An 18,909-nucleotide genomic window follows, 5' to 3' on the forward strand; every position below is an offset into this window, starting at 1 on the left:
CATTCCCCGCCGTCGGCAGGGGATTGGCTGCCACGGCGGGTAACCTAATTTATATGCGAGGGATATAATGAATATTAATGAGACCGCAAAGGCTCTACTCCCATTGCTCGGCGGTAAAGACAATATTGTCAGCGCAGCACACTGCGCGACACGACTGCGTTTGGTATTGGCTGATGACTCACTGGTACAAAAATCAGCGGTAGAGAAAGTCGAAGGCGTTAAAGGCTGTTTTAGCAATGCAGGGCAATTACAGATTATTTTCGGCACCGGGTTGGTGAATAAAGTTTACGCCGAATTTATTAAAGTGGCGGGGATTAGCGAATCCAGTAAATCAGAAGCGGCCGATGCGGCTGCCCGTAAGCTAAATCCATTCCAGCGCATCGCCCGTCTGCTCTCTAATATTTTTGTGCCCATCATTCCGGCAATTGTAGCCTCCGGTTTGTTAATGGGTTTGCTCGGCATGGTGAAAACCTATGGCTGGGCCGATGCCAACAGCGCGCTGTTTATTATGTTGGATATGTTCAGCTCCGCTGCTTTTATTATTCTGCCGATCTTAATTGGTTTTACCGCAGCCAAAGAGTTTGGTGGCAACCCCTATCTGGGGGCCACGCTGGGCGGCATACTGACCCATCCGGCACTGACCAATGCCTGGGGAGTGGCTGGCGGCTTCCATACCATGAACTTCTTCGGGATGGAGGTGGCAATGATTGGCTATCAGGGCACGGTATTCCCCGTCCTGCTAGCCGTGTGGTTTATGAGTATATTGGAAAAGCGCCTACGGAAGATTATCCCCGATGCGCTGGATTTGATTCTCACGCCATTTCTAACCGTCATTATTACCGGATTTGTTGCATTGCTGTTTATTGGCCCTGCCGGGCGCGTGCTGGGTGATGGCATTTCACTGGTGCTCAGTACCCTGATTACCCACGCCGGTTGGCTGGCTGGATTGTTATTTGGTGGGCTATATTCCGTTATCGTGATAACCGGTATTCACCATAGTTTCCATGCAATCGAAGCAGGTTTATTGGGTAATCCCAATATTGGCGTTAACTTCCTGCTGCCTATCTGGTCGATGGCGAATGTTGCGCAAGGTGGGGCTTGTCTGGCGGTCTACTTTAAAACCCGCGATGCCAAAATTAAAGCCATTGTGATTCCTTCGGCATTTTCCGCCATGCTGGGGATAACTGAAGCGGCCATTTTCGGGATTAACCTACGCTTTATCAAACCCTTCCTGGCAGCACTGGCAGGCGGAGCACTCGGCGGAGCATGGGTGGTGGCCAATCATGTCAATATGACCGCGGTAGGCTTGACCGGCATTCCCGGCATCGCCATCGTGCAAGGCAATTCAATTGTTAACTATCTGATTGGTTTGGTCATTGCCTTTGGTGCTGCATTTATTATTTCCTTGCTACTTAAATACAAAACGGACAGCGAATAATGCAAGAAGCCAGTTTGCTTAAACATCTTACGCTGGCAGTAATGCGCGGTCAGTGCCGCGCATTACAAGATCCACACCGGCCGAGCTGGCACTTAGCTCCCTGTGTCGGATTGCTGAATGACCCTAATGGGTTCATTTACCATGCTGGCTATTATCATCTGTTTTATCAATGGAATCCGCTGGATTGCCGCCACGGCAGTAAGTATTGGGGCCACTGGCGCAGCACTGACTTAGTGCATTGGGAACATCAACCAGTGGCATTGGTACCGAGCGAATCTTACGAAAGTCATGGTTGTTACTCCGGTTCGGCGGTGATTACTGATGACCTTATTACCCTGATTTACACCGGAAATGTGAAATATCCCGATGGCTCCCGTACCGCATTCCAATGTCTGGCACAGGAAAATAAACAGGGCGAGTTCGACAAGTTAGGGCCAGTGCTCCCCTTGCCCGCTGGCTATACCGGACATGTGCGTGACCCGAAAGTCTGGCAGCACGACGGCCAGTGGTACATGGTGTTAGGTGCTCAGGACAAACAACTGCAAGGCAAGGTGCTTCTGCTGCGCTCTGATGATTTACGCGAATGGCATAACCTCGGTGAGATAGCGGGTTCTGGTCTGGGGGGGCTTGGGCCTTTTGGCTATATGTGGGAATGCCCCGACTTGTTTACCCTGGCAGATAAAGACGTTTTGATTTTCTGCCCACAGGGAATACCGGCCGAAGCTGAACGTTATCGTAATACCTTTCAGGCGGGATATTTACTAGGCAAATTGGATTATGCCTACGCCACCTTCAATCATCAGGACTTTCACGAGCTGGACGCTGGCTTTGAGTTCTACGCGCCGCAAACCACGCTAGCCGCAGATGGCCGCCGCTTATTATTCGGCTGGATGGGCATTCCAGATGAAGATGAATTTTACCAACCGACAGTGGCCTATGGCTGGATCCATACCATGACCTGCCCGCGCGAGTTGAGTCTTAATGGCGACAAACTCATTCAGCAACCAGCACGCGAATTAGCCGCACTACGGTGTGAACATATGCAGTGGCAAGGCCGAGCCCAAGAAGCCCCTGCTTTTGCTATTGCTAGCGCTGAAATGATAATCGACGTCAGTGCGCCTTTTACCCTCGAATTGGGCAATACTCTGCTGTTGGAATGGGATGGTGCGCGCTTGATTTTAAGCCGTAATAATCTGCGCACCGGATTGCGAGAATTCCGTTACTGGCGCGGTCAACTGCAACAATTACAGTTACTTTGTGATCGTTGCAGCATAGAGATTTTTATCAATCAGGGAGAAGCGGTGATGACGTCGAGTTACTTCCCGCCCGTACCGCCACAAGCCATTTTTGCGGGAAGTGCTGAACTGCGAGTGCAACACTGGCTGTTGTCTTCGCCCATGTTAGAATGAACTATCTTTCAAGGCGACAGATTCACTCGGCGAACAACATTAATCTGTGAAAAACAATAAACGTATTACCATCAACGATATTGCAAAACTGGCTGGTGTGTCGAAATCGACCACCAGTCTGGTACTCAATGGACGTAGTAAAGAATATCGTGTTTCAGATGAAACGCGTGATCGTATTATTGCGCTGGCCAGCGAACATAATTATCAGCCTAGTTTCCACGCCCGTTCGCTGCGATCAACCCGTAGTCACACCATAGGGCTGGTCGTGCCAGAGATGACCAACCACGGCTTTGCGCTTATTTCGCGAGAGCTGGAGATGTTATGTCGTGAGGCGGGGTTACAGTTGCTTATTGCCTGTACCGACGAGAATCCTGGCCAGGAAATGATGGCGGTAAACAGTTTGGTACAGCGCCAAGTTGATGGCCTGATTGTCGCTTCCAGCCAGCTCAATGATGGCGAATATCAAAAAATTAATGCTCGTCTGCCAGTAGTGCAGATGGACAGATTGATTGGTGAATCAGCGTTGCCGCTGGTGATTACCGACTCCATCGCCTCTACCGGTGCATTGGTTGAAAACGTGGCTCGCCAACATCCAGATGAATTTTACTTTCTCGGCGGCCAGCCACGAATCTCGCCAACGCGTGACCGTTTAGCGGGCTTCCAGCAAGGTCTACAACAAGCTGGGGTCGAATGCCGCCCCGAATGGATCCTAAATGGCCATTACTTGCCCAGCTCCGGTTATGAAATGATTGCCCAGCTTTGCGCGCAATTAGGCCGCCCGCCTAAAGCAGTATTTACCGCCGCCTGTGGTCTGTTGGAGGGGGTGCTACGCTATCTCAATCAGCATCAATTAATGGACAGTGACATTCATCTTTGTAGCTTTGATGACCACTACCTGTTTGATTGCTTACCCTTAAAAATAGATACCATTGCGCAGGATTGCCCAGGGTTGGCACGCCATAGCTTTGAGATAATCACCGCTCTGATCGCCGAAACACCTTTGGCGCAAAATCAGCTGATTCTGCCGGGCCAAATCCATTGGCGACACCCGGGTTCCAAGGCACTGAATGAGCAACACTGAGCCAGTTGCCACTCCGGCCCTAATCGGTTCGTGGCAGCGCTGCCAAAAACTGATGCAAGCCCCGCAATGGCGGGCACCACATCGTGCAGCAGGAGCAACTTTCCAGTCAATTTGTCAGCGAAAAAACGATTTACTGGTATTAGGCCAGGCCGCACTGGAGGATGCTTATGAATATATGGAATCTCGCCACTGCGTCCTGCTAATTCTTGATGAAAGCGGCTGTACCCTGTGGCAATGCGGCCATCCGCAGACCATGAGTCAGTTAAAAGCGTTAGGTATTGATTGTGGCAGTTATTGGGCTGAAGGATTAATCGGCACCAATGCCCCAGCTCTGGCAATAGCCGAAGGGCATCCGATACAGGTCAGCGGCCAGCAACACTTCAAGCAGGCCCTGCATCCTTGGCACTTCTGCGCCACACCCGTGTATGACAACAGTGGCCGCCAACGGGCCGTGATTGTTCTGGGGAGTTTACTGGTTGATAACGCCGCCAGTGATTTGCCGCTAACACTGGCGATAGCCCGAGAAATCGGGAATTACCTCCATGCCGATACTTTATTGGCCGAAACTAACCGTCATCTGAACGAACTCAACGCCCTGCTTGATGGCGTTGAAGATGGCGTAATGGCCTGGGACCAACGCGGTTGTCTGTTGTACCTTAACCGCCGGGCAGCAGCCATCTTGCAGCTCAATGAAACCAACAGTCTCGGTAAACCAGTTACTGATTTGCTCACCCTACCCGCGGTGCTGGCTCATGCTATTTTGCATCGTACCGCCCTCAGCCATGTAGAAGTGACTTTTGAAAATCAGCAACAATTTATTCCGGCTTTGCTGACGCTCAAACCTATCCCAGATGGCGACCGTTGCGGATTTATTGCACTTCTGCATCCACAAGAATTACTGCGGCAAATGGTTCACAACCAATTAGGGCGAGCCAGTTATACCTTTGACGATATGCCAGTGGCGTCGCTGGAAATGCGCCGCTTAATTCGTTATGGCAAACAGGCGGCTAAAGGCAGACACCCCATTTTACTGCACGGGGAAGAAGGTGTGGGTAAGCAACAATTGGGTCAGGCTATTCATAATGCCAGCAATCGAGCGGCTGGCCCCTATATCGTATTGAATTGCCAGGCATTACCGCAAAATCTTATGGCACGGGAGTTTCTGGGTAGTGATGCCAGTGAAGGTGAATCCGGGCAGCCAAGCAAATTTGAATTAGCCAACGGTGGCACCTTATATTTGGAGCAAGTCGAATATTTATCGCCAGAAATGCAATCAGCGTTGCTGCAAATTGTCAAAACCGGCATGGTGATGCGAGTAAACTCTAATCGAGTGATACCAGTTGATGTAAGAATCATTACCGCCACCGGCGCAGATTTGCCCTTGTTAGTCAAACAAGGCCGTTTTCGTCGCCAACTATTCTATACCTTGCAATCTTTTGAGCTGCATATCCCCCCGCTGCGCCAACGCCAACAAGATATTTCACTACTGGTTCAGCATACGCTGACCAGCCTTGGGCAACATTTTCACTGCCAATATCAGCCAGACGAAAGTGTTATTCGTCAGTTATGCCAATACCCTTGGCCGGGTAATGATCAGGAACTAAAAAGTGTAGTTGAGCGGGCCGCGATGGCCTGTCGCAACAACCGTATCAACCTCAATGACTTGCCGGAGCATCTGCTAGGTAAAAGATTGTTATTGGAACCGGATATGCCACAACCTCAGCCAGTCCTATCACTACAAGAATTAGAAAGGCAGGCCATTATTCGTGCCGCATTGGTCTGCCAGGGACAATTGAATGAAATGGCGGCCTTATTGGGGATCGGCCGCACCACATTATGGCGAAAAGTGAAACTTCATCGGCTGGATATCCACCAATTCAAGGGTGGCGAGTCCCTGCCATTTTAGTTTCAATGGACTTCCCAGTCAGGGAAAATCATAGGTAAAGTGAATGCTTTAAGTTGCTCCGTAGATAACTGGCGGCGTCCCTCGCTAATTACTGCTCCCGGCCCCTGACTATTCGCCTCAAAGAAACGTGAATCCTGCGGATAGAACCAAATTTTCTCACCTTGTTTATCTTTGCCAGACATTTTATCCCAACCGTAAATATGGTCATCCATCATCGTATTGATAAATACCGCCTGACCCATTGCCGTCGGATCGGCATAACGACCATCAGCAAAAGTAGTTGTCGGGTGCCATGGACGCCCTAAAGCAAAACTATTAGTGGGAACACCTGGCTCTTTAGTCAATCGGCTGTTAATAAAGATCAAACCATAAGGCGAGGTCTTTAATGTACTCGGGGCCGTGATATAGCCATAAGGCGGCTCTATATCACTTCGATCGCGCGCCACGATATTACAATTATCAAATACCGTGATTCCTGAACCAAAAATAAAATCAACATGACCACTAATTTCACAGTCTGTGAAATAACCCCGGCTGCCGGTTTTGCTATAAAGCGTATCCTGGTAACCTTCAAGTTTCACCGCCTTGAAACGCGCTTTATCACTATTTTCCGCTAATAACAGTGCCACAGCTTGAGTATCTTTTAATTTTGTTGGGTCAGTATCCGCTTTCTTTTTATTGGCTGGAAAATCAAAATCATTACGGATAGTCAGATTTTCGGCTGTAAAGTTCGTGGCATTAACCAACACAGTACTACTACCAGATGTTCCCCATTTTTCGCCTTGTGGATTGAGCATCCCCGCAGCAGTATTGGCAGCGATCACCGTGCCATCGCGGTTCTCACCTTTCAGGGTGACATGACTACGGGTCACCTCGAGCCTTTCAGTATAAACTCCATTTTTCAGGAAGATAATAAAAGGAGTGTCATCCATCGGAGCTGACTTCAATGCAGCATTAATCGAGGAAAACTCGTCTTCCTGAGGAGTGGTAGAAACGACCGCGTTATACTGCGCAGCATTCACCGTCCCCAATACAATAAACGACATCAATCCTGACAATAGTGTTTTACCCAATAAGTTAATTGGCATTTCGAGATCCTCAGTAACTCATAGCCACCCAAGTAAAATCACGCTGTGTGACTATAAACAATAGAAAGTGTGATTTGTCATTAATAATACAATACACAAAATGAAACGCCATTCCATTTACATGGATCACATTTTTGATATTGTATTTTAGATCATAAAATGAAGAATTAACGTCCTTTAGCTGATTTCGAAAAATTAAGGCTGTAATCAATAACAAAGATAAATAAAACAATTCTGTTATCTATAAATGTTAATTACCTAACATGTCAATATAAAGTGATTCATGAAAAGACATCAATAATATATAGTTTGAAAAACATACATACGGGTTCCTATTTATAAAAGCTTGCTGAAGAGAGTTCTTTGAGATATAAAAATAGAGAAATAAAAAATCAAACTAAGCACACTATTCTGGAAAACTTTAGTAAATATATTTAATTTTGTATCATTTACTTAAATCAATATAAATAACGTATAAATAATAACTTGATTAATAGGATATCTATGTCATGGGTATTAAATATAAAATAATTCAATTTAATATAAATGAACTTGGTGTAAATATAAGAACAATTAAAAATGAACTCTCATTTAAAAAATTAGCATGGGACACTAATGATATAAAATTCTCTCAATTAAGGTTTCTTATCAGCAAACGTTTTGCGGATAGAAAATTAATTTTACAGGAAGCACAATGCTATCTTGATGATAGTTTGATACCTAAAGGTATTCAATCCCTAATATCCACACTATCTGTACCTGATAAAAAAATATTCTATTCCTATAAGCCTTTTAGAAAGAGAGGGATGAGCCAATTCACTGACGAATATATTGATAAGAAATGGATTATCAATCACATTGATCTTCCTACAGTAACCCATTTCACCCAAAATGCCGATCATCAATTAGATTTAAGGCAATTAATTCGTCGTTTTCCCCCGATGGATCAAGTCACTGCAAATTCGGCTATTTTGAAGATACTCATTAAAAAATTCATCGAAATGTTGTGCGAATGCGAACCTAAAAGAAAACTCAAAAAAATCCGAGTCACTTGCCATCAAATATCTTTAATTATAGATGGATCAATACACCAGGTTTCAAACTCGCCAGAAGGTTTACATCAAGATGGGAGTGACTATATTGTTTCTGCATTAGTTATTGATAAATATAATATTGAAGGAGGCATAAGCAAACTCTATTGTATAGAAAAAAATGAACTCATTAAATCACACACATTAGAGTGCGGTGAAGGGCTATTCCATATAGATAAAAACTCATCTATTTGGCATCAAGTCACAGCAATAAAACTAAAGGAACCATCAATTAAATCTGGATATAGAAATATATTAGGATTTGATTTCAATTATTAATCGTAATAATTAACCCATGCAAAATTAATGTAATGATTATAAGAAATGCAAAAAAAACAAAGTATCATATTATCCGCACTATTTTTCATTCACGGTATTGCCTACGCTAGCTTAGTTCCGTGGATCCCTAATTTAAAAGAAAAATTCAACCTTACTAACTATATGGTTGGAATGATGATATCAGCTATTCCAGCTGGATCAATAATATTCGGATTGTTTTCAAAAAGGTTTATCAATTTTATTGGGATATATTGGGCAACAAATATATCATTCTTATTTTTAATTATTACTATATCAATAGTCGCTTTTTCATCGTCGTGGTATGAAATAACATTATTACTGTTCCTATTCGGTGTTTTTGATTCATGGGGGGATACTTGTATTAATGTACAAGCCATTAATATACAAAAATCATATGGGTTTAGTTTGATTAATCGGTTTCATGGTATAAGCAGCATCGGTACAATATGGGGGGGTCTTATTGCTGTCATGGCTATTGGTCTCGGGTTTTCAATGGCGAAATTCAACCTTACATTACTTACCATTAATTTAATAGCACTCGTTATTTACATCCTACTATTTCAAAAAGTGAATACGGAAATTAGCTCTCACTTGCCTGCTCAGTATAAAAACAAGATAGGTTTATTAGAGACTCAAGTTTACATTATAGCCTTAACTGTACTTGTCTTCACATGCAGCATAGAAGAAACAGCCAGTATCTGGGGGGCAATATATATGAAGGACATTTATGATGCTTCACTAGTAATTTCTGGTTTACCTTATCTATTCTGCCAAATATGCATAGTTATTGGTCGTATATTTGGTGACTACTATACAAATAAGTTTGGAGAGTTAATAACATTAAAATATGGTGTGGTCTTATCCATGATAGGAATCATATTAATAATATTCGTTCACTCTGTTATTTTTACAATATTAGGTTTCTCTCTCATTGGATTAGGTATATCCGTGATATTCCCACTAACTATATCCTTTATTGGCCAGTTACCTAATATCAATGCAACCAGTGGAATTACTTTTGCAACATGGATGTCAAGAGTTGGTTTACTCATTTCACCACCATTAATAGGCATATTAGCAGATTTTACTTCACTAAGGTCAGCGTTTGTTGCCATATTAATTTGTTGTATATTAATTTTCTCGTTGATTAATTTTTTATCAAAGAAATCAATTCAATTAAATAATTAACATCAGGGGATAAATAATGAAAAAAATGAAGTGGGCAATTATATCAGGAGATGGCCTCCCAACCAGTGGTCTATTGACGATATTTAGAAATGTTGCTGAAATGGCAATAAAAAACAATATAATCACTTATGAAATACCCGCAGATCTAGGTTTTTCATGGCGACCAGATAAGGTTAAGTTCTTTCCTCATGGAAACCCAGGCTCACACTATCCTACCTGGATGAAAGTGAGTTCTATTCATCAGTATTCAATGTGTCATGAAAACTATGGTAATGACTTTACTAACATAAGAAATAAAATAGCCAAATATGACCAGTTAACACACGAAGAAGTAATAAATATTCAGAAAGATATAATTTTAATTGCGGAGCAATATCAAAATTATTTTATTAATTGGCTTGAGGATAATGATATTGACTGGCTTTTCTGTTTAAACATGACACTGTCTGATGCTGTACCCATTACTCAGGCTATCCATAATACCGCAAAAAAATATTGGGCAAAGAAAAAATACGGGGGTGTCATCTTCTGGGATCATGATCTTTTTGGCAGCTATGCTATTTATGAAAATGCCGAAAGATTATATCCAAAAGCTCCCAATAAACTAACTCCAGTACCACAAGATAATAGCTATACTAAATGGATAGTCGCATCTGAAGCTCTGGCCGATGAATGTAATAATTACCCAACTGCGCTGGCAGCAAAAGTTATCCCGAATATATTACCCCCTATAGATGGCTCTAACTTTAATAATATTCATAGAGAATTTTTAAACCAGCACAATATCTCCGCAGATTCGACGGTTATTATCGCACCTGTCCGGATATTTAGAGTTAAAGGTCTCGAAATATCAATTGATATTTTCAATTCATTACTTGACCTTTATAAAGAAAAAAAATTATACCTCCCTAAGTTACTTATATTCGGGAGTATGAATGAAGATCCTGAATATGCAGCTTATCTAAAAGATCAGGTGAATATGTTACATCTTGATGAGGATATCATTTTTCTGGATGAAGTCCCGCTTCAAACTTATAAAAATAAACATAATAAATGGTGTTTGGACGAAATTGACTTGCTCACCATTTGTCATACGTTATCAGGTGCTGTTTTATTTACGCCGAATGTAAAAAATGTTGAAAGTGTCGGTTTAGGACCAGCGCTAGCTGCTATTTTCACTATTCCTTGTGCCGTAACAGAATACTCTGCTTTTACTGAGTTTTATGGTTCCGAATACCATCATATAAAAGTTGATCCAGGCTTCCCCAGAGATGCGGCATTACAGTTATTTGAATGGATGTGCATGTGTGCTGCAGGTGAGATAGAAATAAAAATGCAGCTTGTCAGTAATAAACTTCTTACTCAATCAAAATTCCCTATAGGCCCATGGGAGGATTTTATACATCAATTAAGACAAGAATCGTATGATTTTAACGTAAAGCCATGGGTTTTTAAGTAAACATCACTATTTAGAGGTTACATAATGAATATGATTACGTCTGCATTATCTAAAAATCCAGCAGAAATTCCTGGTAAATTTGACATACTAATATTAGGCGGGGGAATGTCAGGTTTAGAGTTAGCAAAACATTTAAATAATAGAGAAGTAGAAAATATTGCTATTATAGAAGCGGGGCCCGCTGATGATTTTAATCATATAAATGCAGGGGAAGATTTTCAGCGAGCTAATGAATTATGGAAGAATGAGGACTCTGATAAATATGCTTACCGCTCATGGCAATCTTTAAGTGAGCCACATTATTCGAAAGGAACATGCTTAAGGCGTAGAGTGGGTGGCAGGTCACTTTATTGGCATGGCGTTATTTTACCAATTGAGGCCGAAATTCTCAAATATTGGCCAGAAAGAATTGTCAGTGACCTCACAAAGAAGTGGTTAGATGGCCCATCTCTTTATACACAGGTACAATCAGAAATATTAGCCTGGACAGAAAAGAGCTATGATGAAAGCTATCGTTTTAAATTTGCCAATTTTGAATTCAAGGTCGCCCCTCAGGCCATCCGAACACTAGGAGAAACTGAACGCTGGGAGGCCTATACCCCTCTATCCTATTGGAAGCAAGATAATACACGTAGAAAAGCTCCACTCATTATTGCAGGGTATGAAGCTGTCGCACTTATTATTGCAAATAGAAAATGTATCGGTGCTAAGTTAAGAGACATGGTATCTAATAAGATACATCATGTATTGGCAGATAAATGCGTGCTTGCTTTAGGAACAATTGAAAACTCACGTTTAGCCACTCAAGCACTTTATGATTCGGGCATTTTAATAGAGAAAAAACTAACGGGCCTTGTTGATCATATTGTTCAAGGATTTAATGTCACCCTTGAGCACGATAAAGTCCCAAGTAGATTCGATGAATTAATTGAGAGTCATCCCGACACTATATTTTTTAGCCCTAGTTTAAGTGGTGAGCGTTTTAATTTGTTTTTTACTATCAACAAATCAGATCTTGGTATTGAATTAGAAGCATGGACGATGGGTGAACAAATCCCTTCTGTTCATACAAACATCAGCATAGTAACGAATAGTGAAACAATGCCATTATCCATTTCTTGTAATTTAGATTATGCAGATAATACACTAATTAAAAAAGAGAAAAATGAATTAGATATATTCTGGCGTGAAGTATGTAGCAATGCGAAAATTCCATTCAAGCCTTTAGATTTTCAAACAGGATTTATTATCCATGCCCGCACAATGGGAGATGTCCACAAGCAAATAAGATCGCCATTAAGGATACTTAATTATAATGTACCAATAACATGGATTAGTCCTCTGGGTACAGAAAACCATGAAGGTAGCACTTTACCCTTAGGGGAAATATTAAATGATAATCATGAGTTCAATCAAATCAATAATCTATTTGCTATCGGCCCTAGTACATTTCCGCGCCCCGGCGCTGCCAACCCATCATTAACGACACTCGCACTATCTCGGCGACTGGCTTATATACTTAACTGACTCTAATGTAATTAATAAGGATATTAATTATGCATAAACCTATTTATATTCTTGGCACTGCCCTATCCCATGATGGTTCAACCTGCCTAATGAAAGACGGAGAAATTATATTTGCAATAGAAAAGGAAAGAATATCAAGAGTCAAGCATGATGGGTTTAATGATAATCTCACCATTCAATACTGTTTAGATGCCGCGGGCATTACATATAATGACTTGACATTAATCGTAGAGCAAAATTCTCACAATCCTATTTTTAGCGAGCAATTAGAGTACCGGAAAAATAGGATTCTGCCTCCTATGGTGCCTGTTGTGACCCTTTCACATCACTTGGCTCATGCTTATAGTGCAATAGGGACATCTCCTTTTGATGATATGGGGGTTGTGGTTATTGATGGACATGGTGGCAGCATAGATAGTTGTAATGATATTAATGGGCATATCTATGGGGCTGATAATATTCATTACAATAATCGTTACCGTTATTGGGAAACTTGCAGTTACTATGTATATCAAGATAGAAAAATGCTACCAATTTTCAAAGACTTTTCCCGCTGGGTTAATCGGAAGGATAGAAAAATCTATCCCGCTTCAACATGGGAAATAGAAAATTCTATCGGTGAATTTTACGAGGGAATTGCCTTATATATTTTTGGTGAACTTGACTGTGCCGGTAAGTTAATGGGCTTGGCTCCCTATGGCAGAGAAAATGCCATCAATTGGCAACCGTTCTTTTTCAATTCAGGAAAAGTAATATTACGCAATGACTGGTGGATAAATATCGACCCATTATTAAATATTGATCCAGCACACTTTAAAAATAACTTCCAATATTATGCAGACTTGGCCTATTGGGCACAAACCAAACTTGAAGAAGCTTTATTGTACCTGTTTAACTATTACTACCAACTTCATCCTATGAAAAACTTCGCTTATGCTGGAGGGGTTGCGTTAAATGCCACTGCGAATGAAAAGCTCCTTAATGGGTGTGATTTTGATAACTTATATATTCAACCTGCAGCAGGTGACAATGGGCTTTCTATCGGATGTTGTTATTATGGTTGGCTAGAAGTCCTTAAAAAAGAACGAGTCAAACATACTGGTTCGCCGTTTTTTGGTAAGAACTATAATGATATTAGCGTAATAACTGAGCTTGAAAAACACAACGACAAGATTGAATATACTTACGTCGAAAATATTGAAGTCATGGCGGCCGCCTCTATTGCATCTGGCCAGGTCATTGCATGGTTTCAAGGGGAGTCTGAATTTGGGCCGCGTGCGCTAGGAAACAGAAGTATTCTTGCCGATCCTCGCAGCGCGCAGATGAAAGATCACATTAATATCAATGTGAAGTTTCGTGAAGATTTCCGGCCTTTTGCACCCGCGATTTTACATGAAAAAGTGCAAGAATATTTTCACTTAGATCATGATAGTGACTACATGTTATTTATTGCCTATGTGAAAGAAAAATACCGAACTGATCTTCCTTCAATCGTCCATGTTGATGGGAGTGCTCGCGTTCAAACTGTTAAACAAGATATCAATAGAAAATTTCATAAATTGATAACTTCTTTTTTTGAAGAAACTAAAATACCGCTATTACTAAACACTTCACTCAATACCAGAGGTATGCCAATAGTGGAAACACCCAAAGATGTAATTGATTTATTTTTAAATTGTGGTTTGGATTTTTTGTTTATCAATAATTATAAAGTTTCGAAGAAAAAATAATAAATCACATTTCTCGTTAAAATATCGAGGTTTTATATGCAAGAAAATATATTTTCCATCCATAAAAAAAACAATCTAAGAATAGGTATCATTCATTTATCTACAGAAGGAATCCAAATATTCGTTGGCGGTGTCGGCTCTTATATCAGAGGACAAGTTCAGGCACTACCTGAGGTGATAGCCTTTTTGTCCACCCATAATATCTGCCTGGAACCGCATTTTATTGAGATCGCATACAGTAAATACAATGCGTTTTTTGATATTGATTGCCACACTCATTACATAAAAGAAATTCATGAGCTAGGAGGAACATTTTCAACGGTGCCAAACATGACGCTGGGTAATGAAACTGGGTGTTTATGGCCTTACGGTGATGCTTTTCTCGGTAACTTACAAAACTGGAAAATATCCTCAGCTGCCGCCGCCGCAAAGATCATTGATATTAGTGAGAATTACGATATTACCTTGGCATTTTGCCATGAATTACCCTTTTCGTTTACCCCTTTAATTGTTAGCTTACATACTGCTGTCGAAGGCGAAAATTTAAAGGTCATCTATGTTTCTCATGGCACAGCATTCAATCATGAGATGCCATTACCTAATCCTGACAGGCTTATGGCTGAATCATTGCCTATTCAATGGGCAAAGATTGATCCGAATATCAAGCTAGGTACTATCAGCAATTTTCTGGCCGATCATTTAGTTTCACAATATGGTGCTGATCCTCAAACAATGATACCGGTTCCCGCAGGGGTAAATATCAACGACCCATGGTTTCGGATACGCAGTGAACAAGAGATTTGCAACACGTTATCCGCTTACGGAATATCACTCGACAATCCGTTGGCTATTACGCTTGGGAGAGGTGTGCATTATAAGCGCTATGATTTATTACTGTCCGCAGCCAGTTATCTGGGTGATGATATTCATGCCGTTATCGTCAGTGATCCTGTGTTGCAGGAGTTATCAGTATTAGCCGGTCAACTTGAAATACACGCTTCGGTTATAAATTCATTTGATCGCGAACTGATGGCCTGCCTAATTCAGTGGCGTAATACGCGGGTGTGTGTTTTGTCTGCCGAAAATGAGCCGAATGGATTAATTCCTATGGAATCGCGTTGGTTAGCGAGAAAACAGGGAGCAATATTAGTTGCCGCCGACTCAGGTGGCCTACGAGAACAAGTTGAGCACGGTATTGATGGGTTCTTGCATATTCCGGGGGATGCGGCCAATTTAGCGGAAGTTATCCGCCACGTTTGCCAATTAACTGAGTTTGAAATAGAGGCTATCAGGCGGGCCAGTGCCACCCTAATCGCAGAGTGCTATAACTGGAAAAAACAGATTCTAACGCCACTGACTCACTTAATTCCTCAAATAGCAGCCCTGGATTGAGGCTACTATTTCAAGGAGTTATATGTATTGAAGACTTACGCCGCTTACTGGAGTTTGAGAGCTCCAGTTGCGGTATCCAATAGGGCATTTTGACCATTGCGGCTGGCATCAAGGCAACCAACAGCCCCGACTAGCATCGGAATATCCAATTCTGTTGCTAAAATCGCGCTGTGAGAGAGGATATGCCCACCACTTAAACAAATGCCTTTTACTTGTTGGCGATTTAATCCAATCATTTGAGAAGGGAATAACTCCTCCGCTAACAGTAAAATTTCACAGTCGACTGAAAGAGGAATGGGTGGCAATCCGGTTAAATGGCCTAAAGTACGATTAAGAATATCGCGAATATCCAGTTCGCGAACACGCAAGTAATCGTCAGTCAGTGCCTGATAGTCTGCCACCATGCTCATCAACTCATCCTGCAATGCTGACTCTGCACACACCAACTGCTGTTCTATTCGCTTTTCCATCGACACATATAATTCTTCATCATCTATCAGCATGGCATGGGCATTGAAGATAGCGGCGGCCTGAGCACTAATTTGCTGTTCTGCCTGCTGGGCTAACTGCTGCAAATCTGCCACGGTGTGTGCTAATGCCTGATGCAAACGCAATTGTTCGTTAGCAATACTCCCGGCATTAATGGTTTGCGGTAAGAACACCGGAATAGCGGGTAACCACTGGAGGACTGGTGCAGTGATGGCCCCACGAGGAACCATTACACCAGTGAATCCATTATCACTGATGGTGCTAACCGACTCGCCAAAATGCTGATGGGCCAGTTGCATAAAAGCATCCAGCGCCTCACCGGCTTGATCTCCACTGGCTAGCAGACGAATAGTATCGCCCTTACGTACTTGCAAAATGGCAAGCTGATTCAGGCTACGCGGATTAACACATTGGCCGTTTTTTTCCAGCAATAAATCTGCTGCAAATGGCGCTAATACTTCGACCAATTTGGCCGCTGGCCGAACATGTAATCCGTTAGGATTACGGACGACCCAACTGACACTTTGTGCATCGGGGGCAGCCTTAGCACCGACCGCACTGTTAACTTCGGGGGCAATGCCCTCACCTAACTGAGCAGCTTTTGCCACCAATGCTCCCATAGCTTCAGCACATACCTCGGTCAGTGAAGCACCAGATGAAGCTGCCACCACCGCAGCCAGAGTCCCTTCGACCAGTGGGGCTGCGCAAAGCTGCGCATTTTTTACCATCTCTGGGTCTAATAACTCCAGTGCTGTTTCGGCACTGAGTAATGCGCTGCCTAAATCCATCAATACCAATACGCCCGAGGGGGAGTAAACCGATTCAATGGCTTCCATCACTTTGATGGCATCCGTGCCAATAGGATGATCCACGTCGTCTACACCGGCGGCCACCGCCAACTGGCAGCCCCCTTGTGTCATTTGCTGTGCCAGTTCGGCCACACCCTGAGCCAGCAGCGCGCTATGAGAAACTACAACGAGATTGACCATCTTTCCTCCTGATTACCTTATCGGTTGGGCCATATTAGTGGCTGGCAACCTGCCATAGAGCTTGCATCATCAACATCGCCGATGTCGCCCCTGGGTCTTGATGGCCAATACTGCGTTCGCCAAGATAACTGGCGCGGCCTTTACGGGCCTGCATGGTGATAGTTCCCGCCAATGCAAGCTGTGCGCAGCATCCACCAGCGGCACCCCCTGCTGATTCGCCTGTTCAAGCTGTGCCACTACAGCCCACCAAACATCACACATGGTTTTATCGCCCGGTTCCGCCTTACCGCGCATCACGACCCCTTCGACACCATCTTTAAACATCTGACAGACTGCTGGCAGATCCAGGCTCTGTTTGGCATTGGTACTTTGTGCAGCACGAATAAAAAACGTTCCGAATAAGGGGCCACTGGCCCCCCCAACACTTGAAAGCAGTGTCATGCCGGTATTTTTCAGGATAAAACCTATGTCTTTATCCGCAAAAGAAGGCAGTTTTTCGACCACTTTATTAAAGCCGCGATTCATATTCAGACCGTGGTCGCCGTCCCCGATTTCGGTATCCAACTGTGTCAGGAAGTCCCGCTGTTCAATAAACACCTCAGCGCAGAGCTGTAACCAACTGACAATTTGTTGTTTGGTAAGTCCCATAGCTTTCTCCTGATGCATTATTTTTTAACCAGCGCAGGGGTATTGACCGGCGCATCCCACAGTGACAATAGCTCATCATCCACTTTCAACAGTGTGATGGACATACCCTGCATATCCAGTGAAGTGCAATAAGAACCGATCAGTTTGCGCTCGACGGTCAAACCAAAATCGGCACAACAAGCGGCCAGACGATGCCAGACACCATACAATTCTGACAGAGGTATCGCCCCCAAGTTATTGACCAGAGCAATGACTCGATCACCTTTCGCCAGTGGCTGTTTACTTTGTTCTGTTTCGCACCAGTCGCCGGCTTTTCTGTCCCAATGACGCAGTTTGCGCATATAGTGACCGTGTTCAATCAAGGTAGCGAACATCGCATCTACCGTATCATTCAACGAGGTAAATGGCCGCCGTTCGATGCCGGGCTCACCGTGGATTCCTACGCCAAATTCCATCTCGTTTTCAGCCAAGGTAAAGGACGGTTTACCCGCGGCTGGCACAGTACAAGCCCCAAGCGCGATACCAATAGAATGCCCTTGATTATTGATTTTCTGGCCGAGTGCTACGCATTCATCCAATGAATCACCACGAACCGCAGCCGCACCGAGTAACTTTTCAATAATAACGGTGTTGGCTACGCCCCGCCGCCCAGCGGTATACAAGCTGTCTTTAACGGCCACATCGTCGTCAATAACCAGTGTTGTCACTGCGGTACCATCGGCATGCAGCAGTTCTGCCGCCGTTTCAAAATTAAGAATGTCGCCGGTGTAGTTTTTAATCAGCATCAGAACGCCTTCGCCACCATCTATGGCTTGACCGCATTCATACATTTGGTCTGGAGTGGGTGAAGTAAAAATCTCACCAGGGCAGGCCCCATCCAACATGCCTTCACCGATAAACCCGCAATGCATAGGTTCATGGCCACTGCCACCACCAGACATCAGTGCGACTTTTCCTTTCACTGGCGCATCTCTACGGGTGACAAAAACGGGGTCCTGATGCAATACCAGTTCAGGATGAGCCTCAACCAGCCCCTGAATTTGTTCCTGCAATACACTCTCAACGCTGTTGATTAATTTTTTCATTTTATGCTCCGCGAACGGGAATGCCTGGGAAAGAGAGCAGCCGATGATGAGGGACACCGGCATACTCAGTCAGTTAACTTGTCTGTCGA

The 18,909-nt window shown here is 43.3% G+C and carries 13 protein-coding genes and 1 pseudogene; 10 read left to right on the forward strand and 4 right to left on the reverse strand.

The features are described from left to right. Positions 1-67: 67 nt before the first annotated feature. From ACF3VQ_RS17910 to dhaR, 4 genes are read left to right on the forward strand one after another with little or no spacing between them, the layout of a single operon-like run. A complete protein-coding gene (locus ACF3VQ_RS17910; RefSeq protein ID WP_050075792.1) occupies positions 68-1,438 on the forward strand; it encodes a sucrose-specific PTS transporter subunit IIBC in 1,371 nt (456 codons plus the stop codon). After that, positions 1,438-2,847: a sucrose-6-phosphate hydrolase gene (locus tag ACF3VQ_RS17915; protein WP_392432389.1), complete on the forward strand. Its 1,410-nt coding sequence runs from the start codon at positions 1,438-1,440 to the stop codon at positions 2,845-2,847. Before ACF3VQ_RS17910 ends, ACF3VQ_RS17915 begins: the two co-directional genes overlap by 1 nt. A gap of 46 nt (positions 2,848-2,893) precedes the next feature. Then, complete coding sequence (locus tag ACF3VQ_RS17920; protein WP_392432390.1) at positions 2,894-3,928, forward strand: LacI family DNA-binding transcriptional regulator; 1,035 nt, start codon at positions 2,894-2,896, stop codon at positions 3,926-3,928. Further along, on the forward strand, positions 3,915-5,834 hold the full coding sequence (dhaR, locus tag ACF3VQ_RS17925; protein ID WP_392432391.1) for a dihydroxyacetone kinase operon transcriptional regulator DhaR: 1,920 nt from the start codon (positions 3,915-3,917) through the stop codon (positions 5,832-5,834). Before ACF3VQ_RS17920 ends, dhaR begins: the two co-directional genes overlap by 14 nt. Positions 5,835-5,836: 2 nt before the next feature. Here dhaR and ACF3VQ_RS17930 read toward each other — a convergent pair whose 3' ends face one another. Then, on the reverse strand, positions 5,837-6,922 hold the full coding sequence (locus ACF3VQ_RS17930; protein WP_392432392.1) for a pectinesterase family protein: 1,086 nt from the start codon (positions 6,920-6,922) through the stop codon (positions 5,837-5,839). A gap of 509 nt (positions 6,923-7,431) precedes the next feature. Between ACF3VQ_RS17930 and ACF3VQ_RS17935 the strand changes: the two genes are divergently transcribed. Genes ACF3VQ_RS17935 through ACF3VQ_RS17960 form a run of 6 tightly spaced genes read left to right on the forward strand, consistent with a single transcriptional unit; the run spans position 7,432 to position 15,609 of the window. Further along, the gene (locus tag ACF3VQ_RS17935) at positions 7,432-8,292 is read left to right on the forward strand and encodes a 2OG-Fe dioxygenase family protein (protein WP_392432393.1); all 861 of its coding nucleotides are present in this window, start codon (positions 7,432-7,434) and stop codon (positions 8,290-8,292) included. A gap of 45 nt (positions 8,293-8,337) precedes the next feature. Beyond that, positions 8,338-9,501 (forward strand): MFS transporter, encoded by a 1,164-nt coding sequence (locus tag ACF3VQ_RS17940; protein ID WP_392432394.1) that lies wholly within the window; start codon positions 8,338-8,340, stop codon positions 9,499-9,501. Between the two features lie 16 nt (positions 9,502-9,517). Further along, positions 9,518-10,960 (forward strand): hypothetical protein, encoded by a 1,443-nt coding sequence (locus ACF3VQ_RS17945; protein WP_392432395.1) that lies wholly within the window; start codon positions 9,518-9,520, stop codon positions 10,958-10,960. A gap of 24 nt (positions 10,961-10,984) precedes the next feature. After that, positions 10,985-12,487 carry a GMC family oxidoreductase gene (locus ACF3VQ_RS17950; RefSeq protein WP_392432396.1) on the forward strand — a complete coding sequence of 501 codons (1,503 nt, stop codon included), beginning with the start codon at positions 10,985-10,987 and terminating at the stop codon, positions 12,485-12,487. Between the two features lie 29 nt (positions 12,488-12,516). Next, positions 12,517-14,217 carry a carbamoyltransferase gene (locus tag ACF3VQ_RS17955; protein WP_392432397.1) on the forward strand — a complete coding sequence of 567 codons (1,701 nt, stop codon included), beginning with the start codon at positions 12,517-12,519 and terminating at the stop codon, positions 14,215-14,217. A 36-nt stretch (positions 14,218-14,253) separates the two neighbouring features. Beyond that, positions 14,254-15,609, forward strand: a complete 1,356-nt coding sequence (locus tag ACF3VQ_RS17960; RefSeq protein ID WP_392432398.1) for a glycosyltransferase family 4 protein — start codon at positions 14,254-14,256, stop codon at positions 15,607-15,609. Between the two features lie 44 nt (positions 15,610-15,653). Here ACF3VQ_RS17960 and dhaM read toward each other — a convergent pair whose 3' ends face one another. From dhaM to dhaK, 3 genes and pseudogenes are all read right to left on the reverse strand, one after another. Then, positions 15,654-17,087: a dihydroxyacetone kinase phosphoryl donor subunit DhaM gene (gene dhaM, locus ACF3VQ_RS17965; RefSeq protein ID WP_392432399.1), complete on the reverse strand. Its 1,434-nt coding sequence runs from the start codon at positions 17,085-17,087 to the stop codon at positions 15,654-15,656. Between the two features lie 34 nt (positions 17,088-17,121). Next, positions 17,122-17,735, reverse strand: a pseudogene (gene dhaL / locus ACF3VQ_RS17970) (dihydroxyacetone kinase subunit DhaL). 17 nt (positions 17,736-17,752) lie between these two features. Further along, positions 17,753-18,820: a dihydroxyacetone kinase subunit DhaK gene (gene dhaK, locus ACF3VQ_RS17975; RefSeq protein WP_392432400.1), complete on the reverse strand. Its 1,068-nt coding sequence runs from the start codon at positions 18,818-18,820 to the stop codon at positions 17,753-17,755. Positions 18,821-18,909 lie beyond the last annotated feature (89 nt).

The organism is Yersinia fenwicki (genome assembly GCF_043099325.1).
In the GTDB taxonomy this organism is placed as follows: domain Bacteria; phylum Pseudomonadota; class Gammaproteobacteria; order Enterobacterales; family Enterobacteriaceae; genus Yersinia.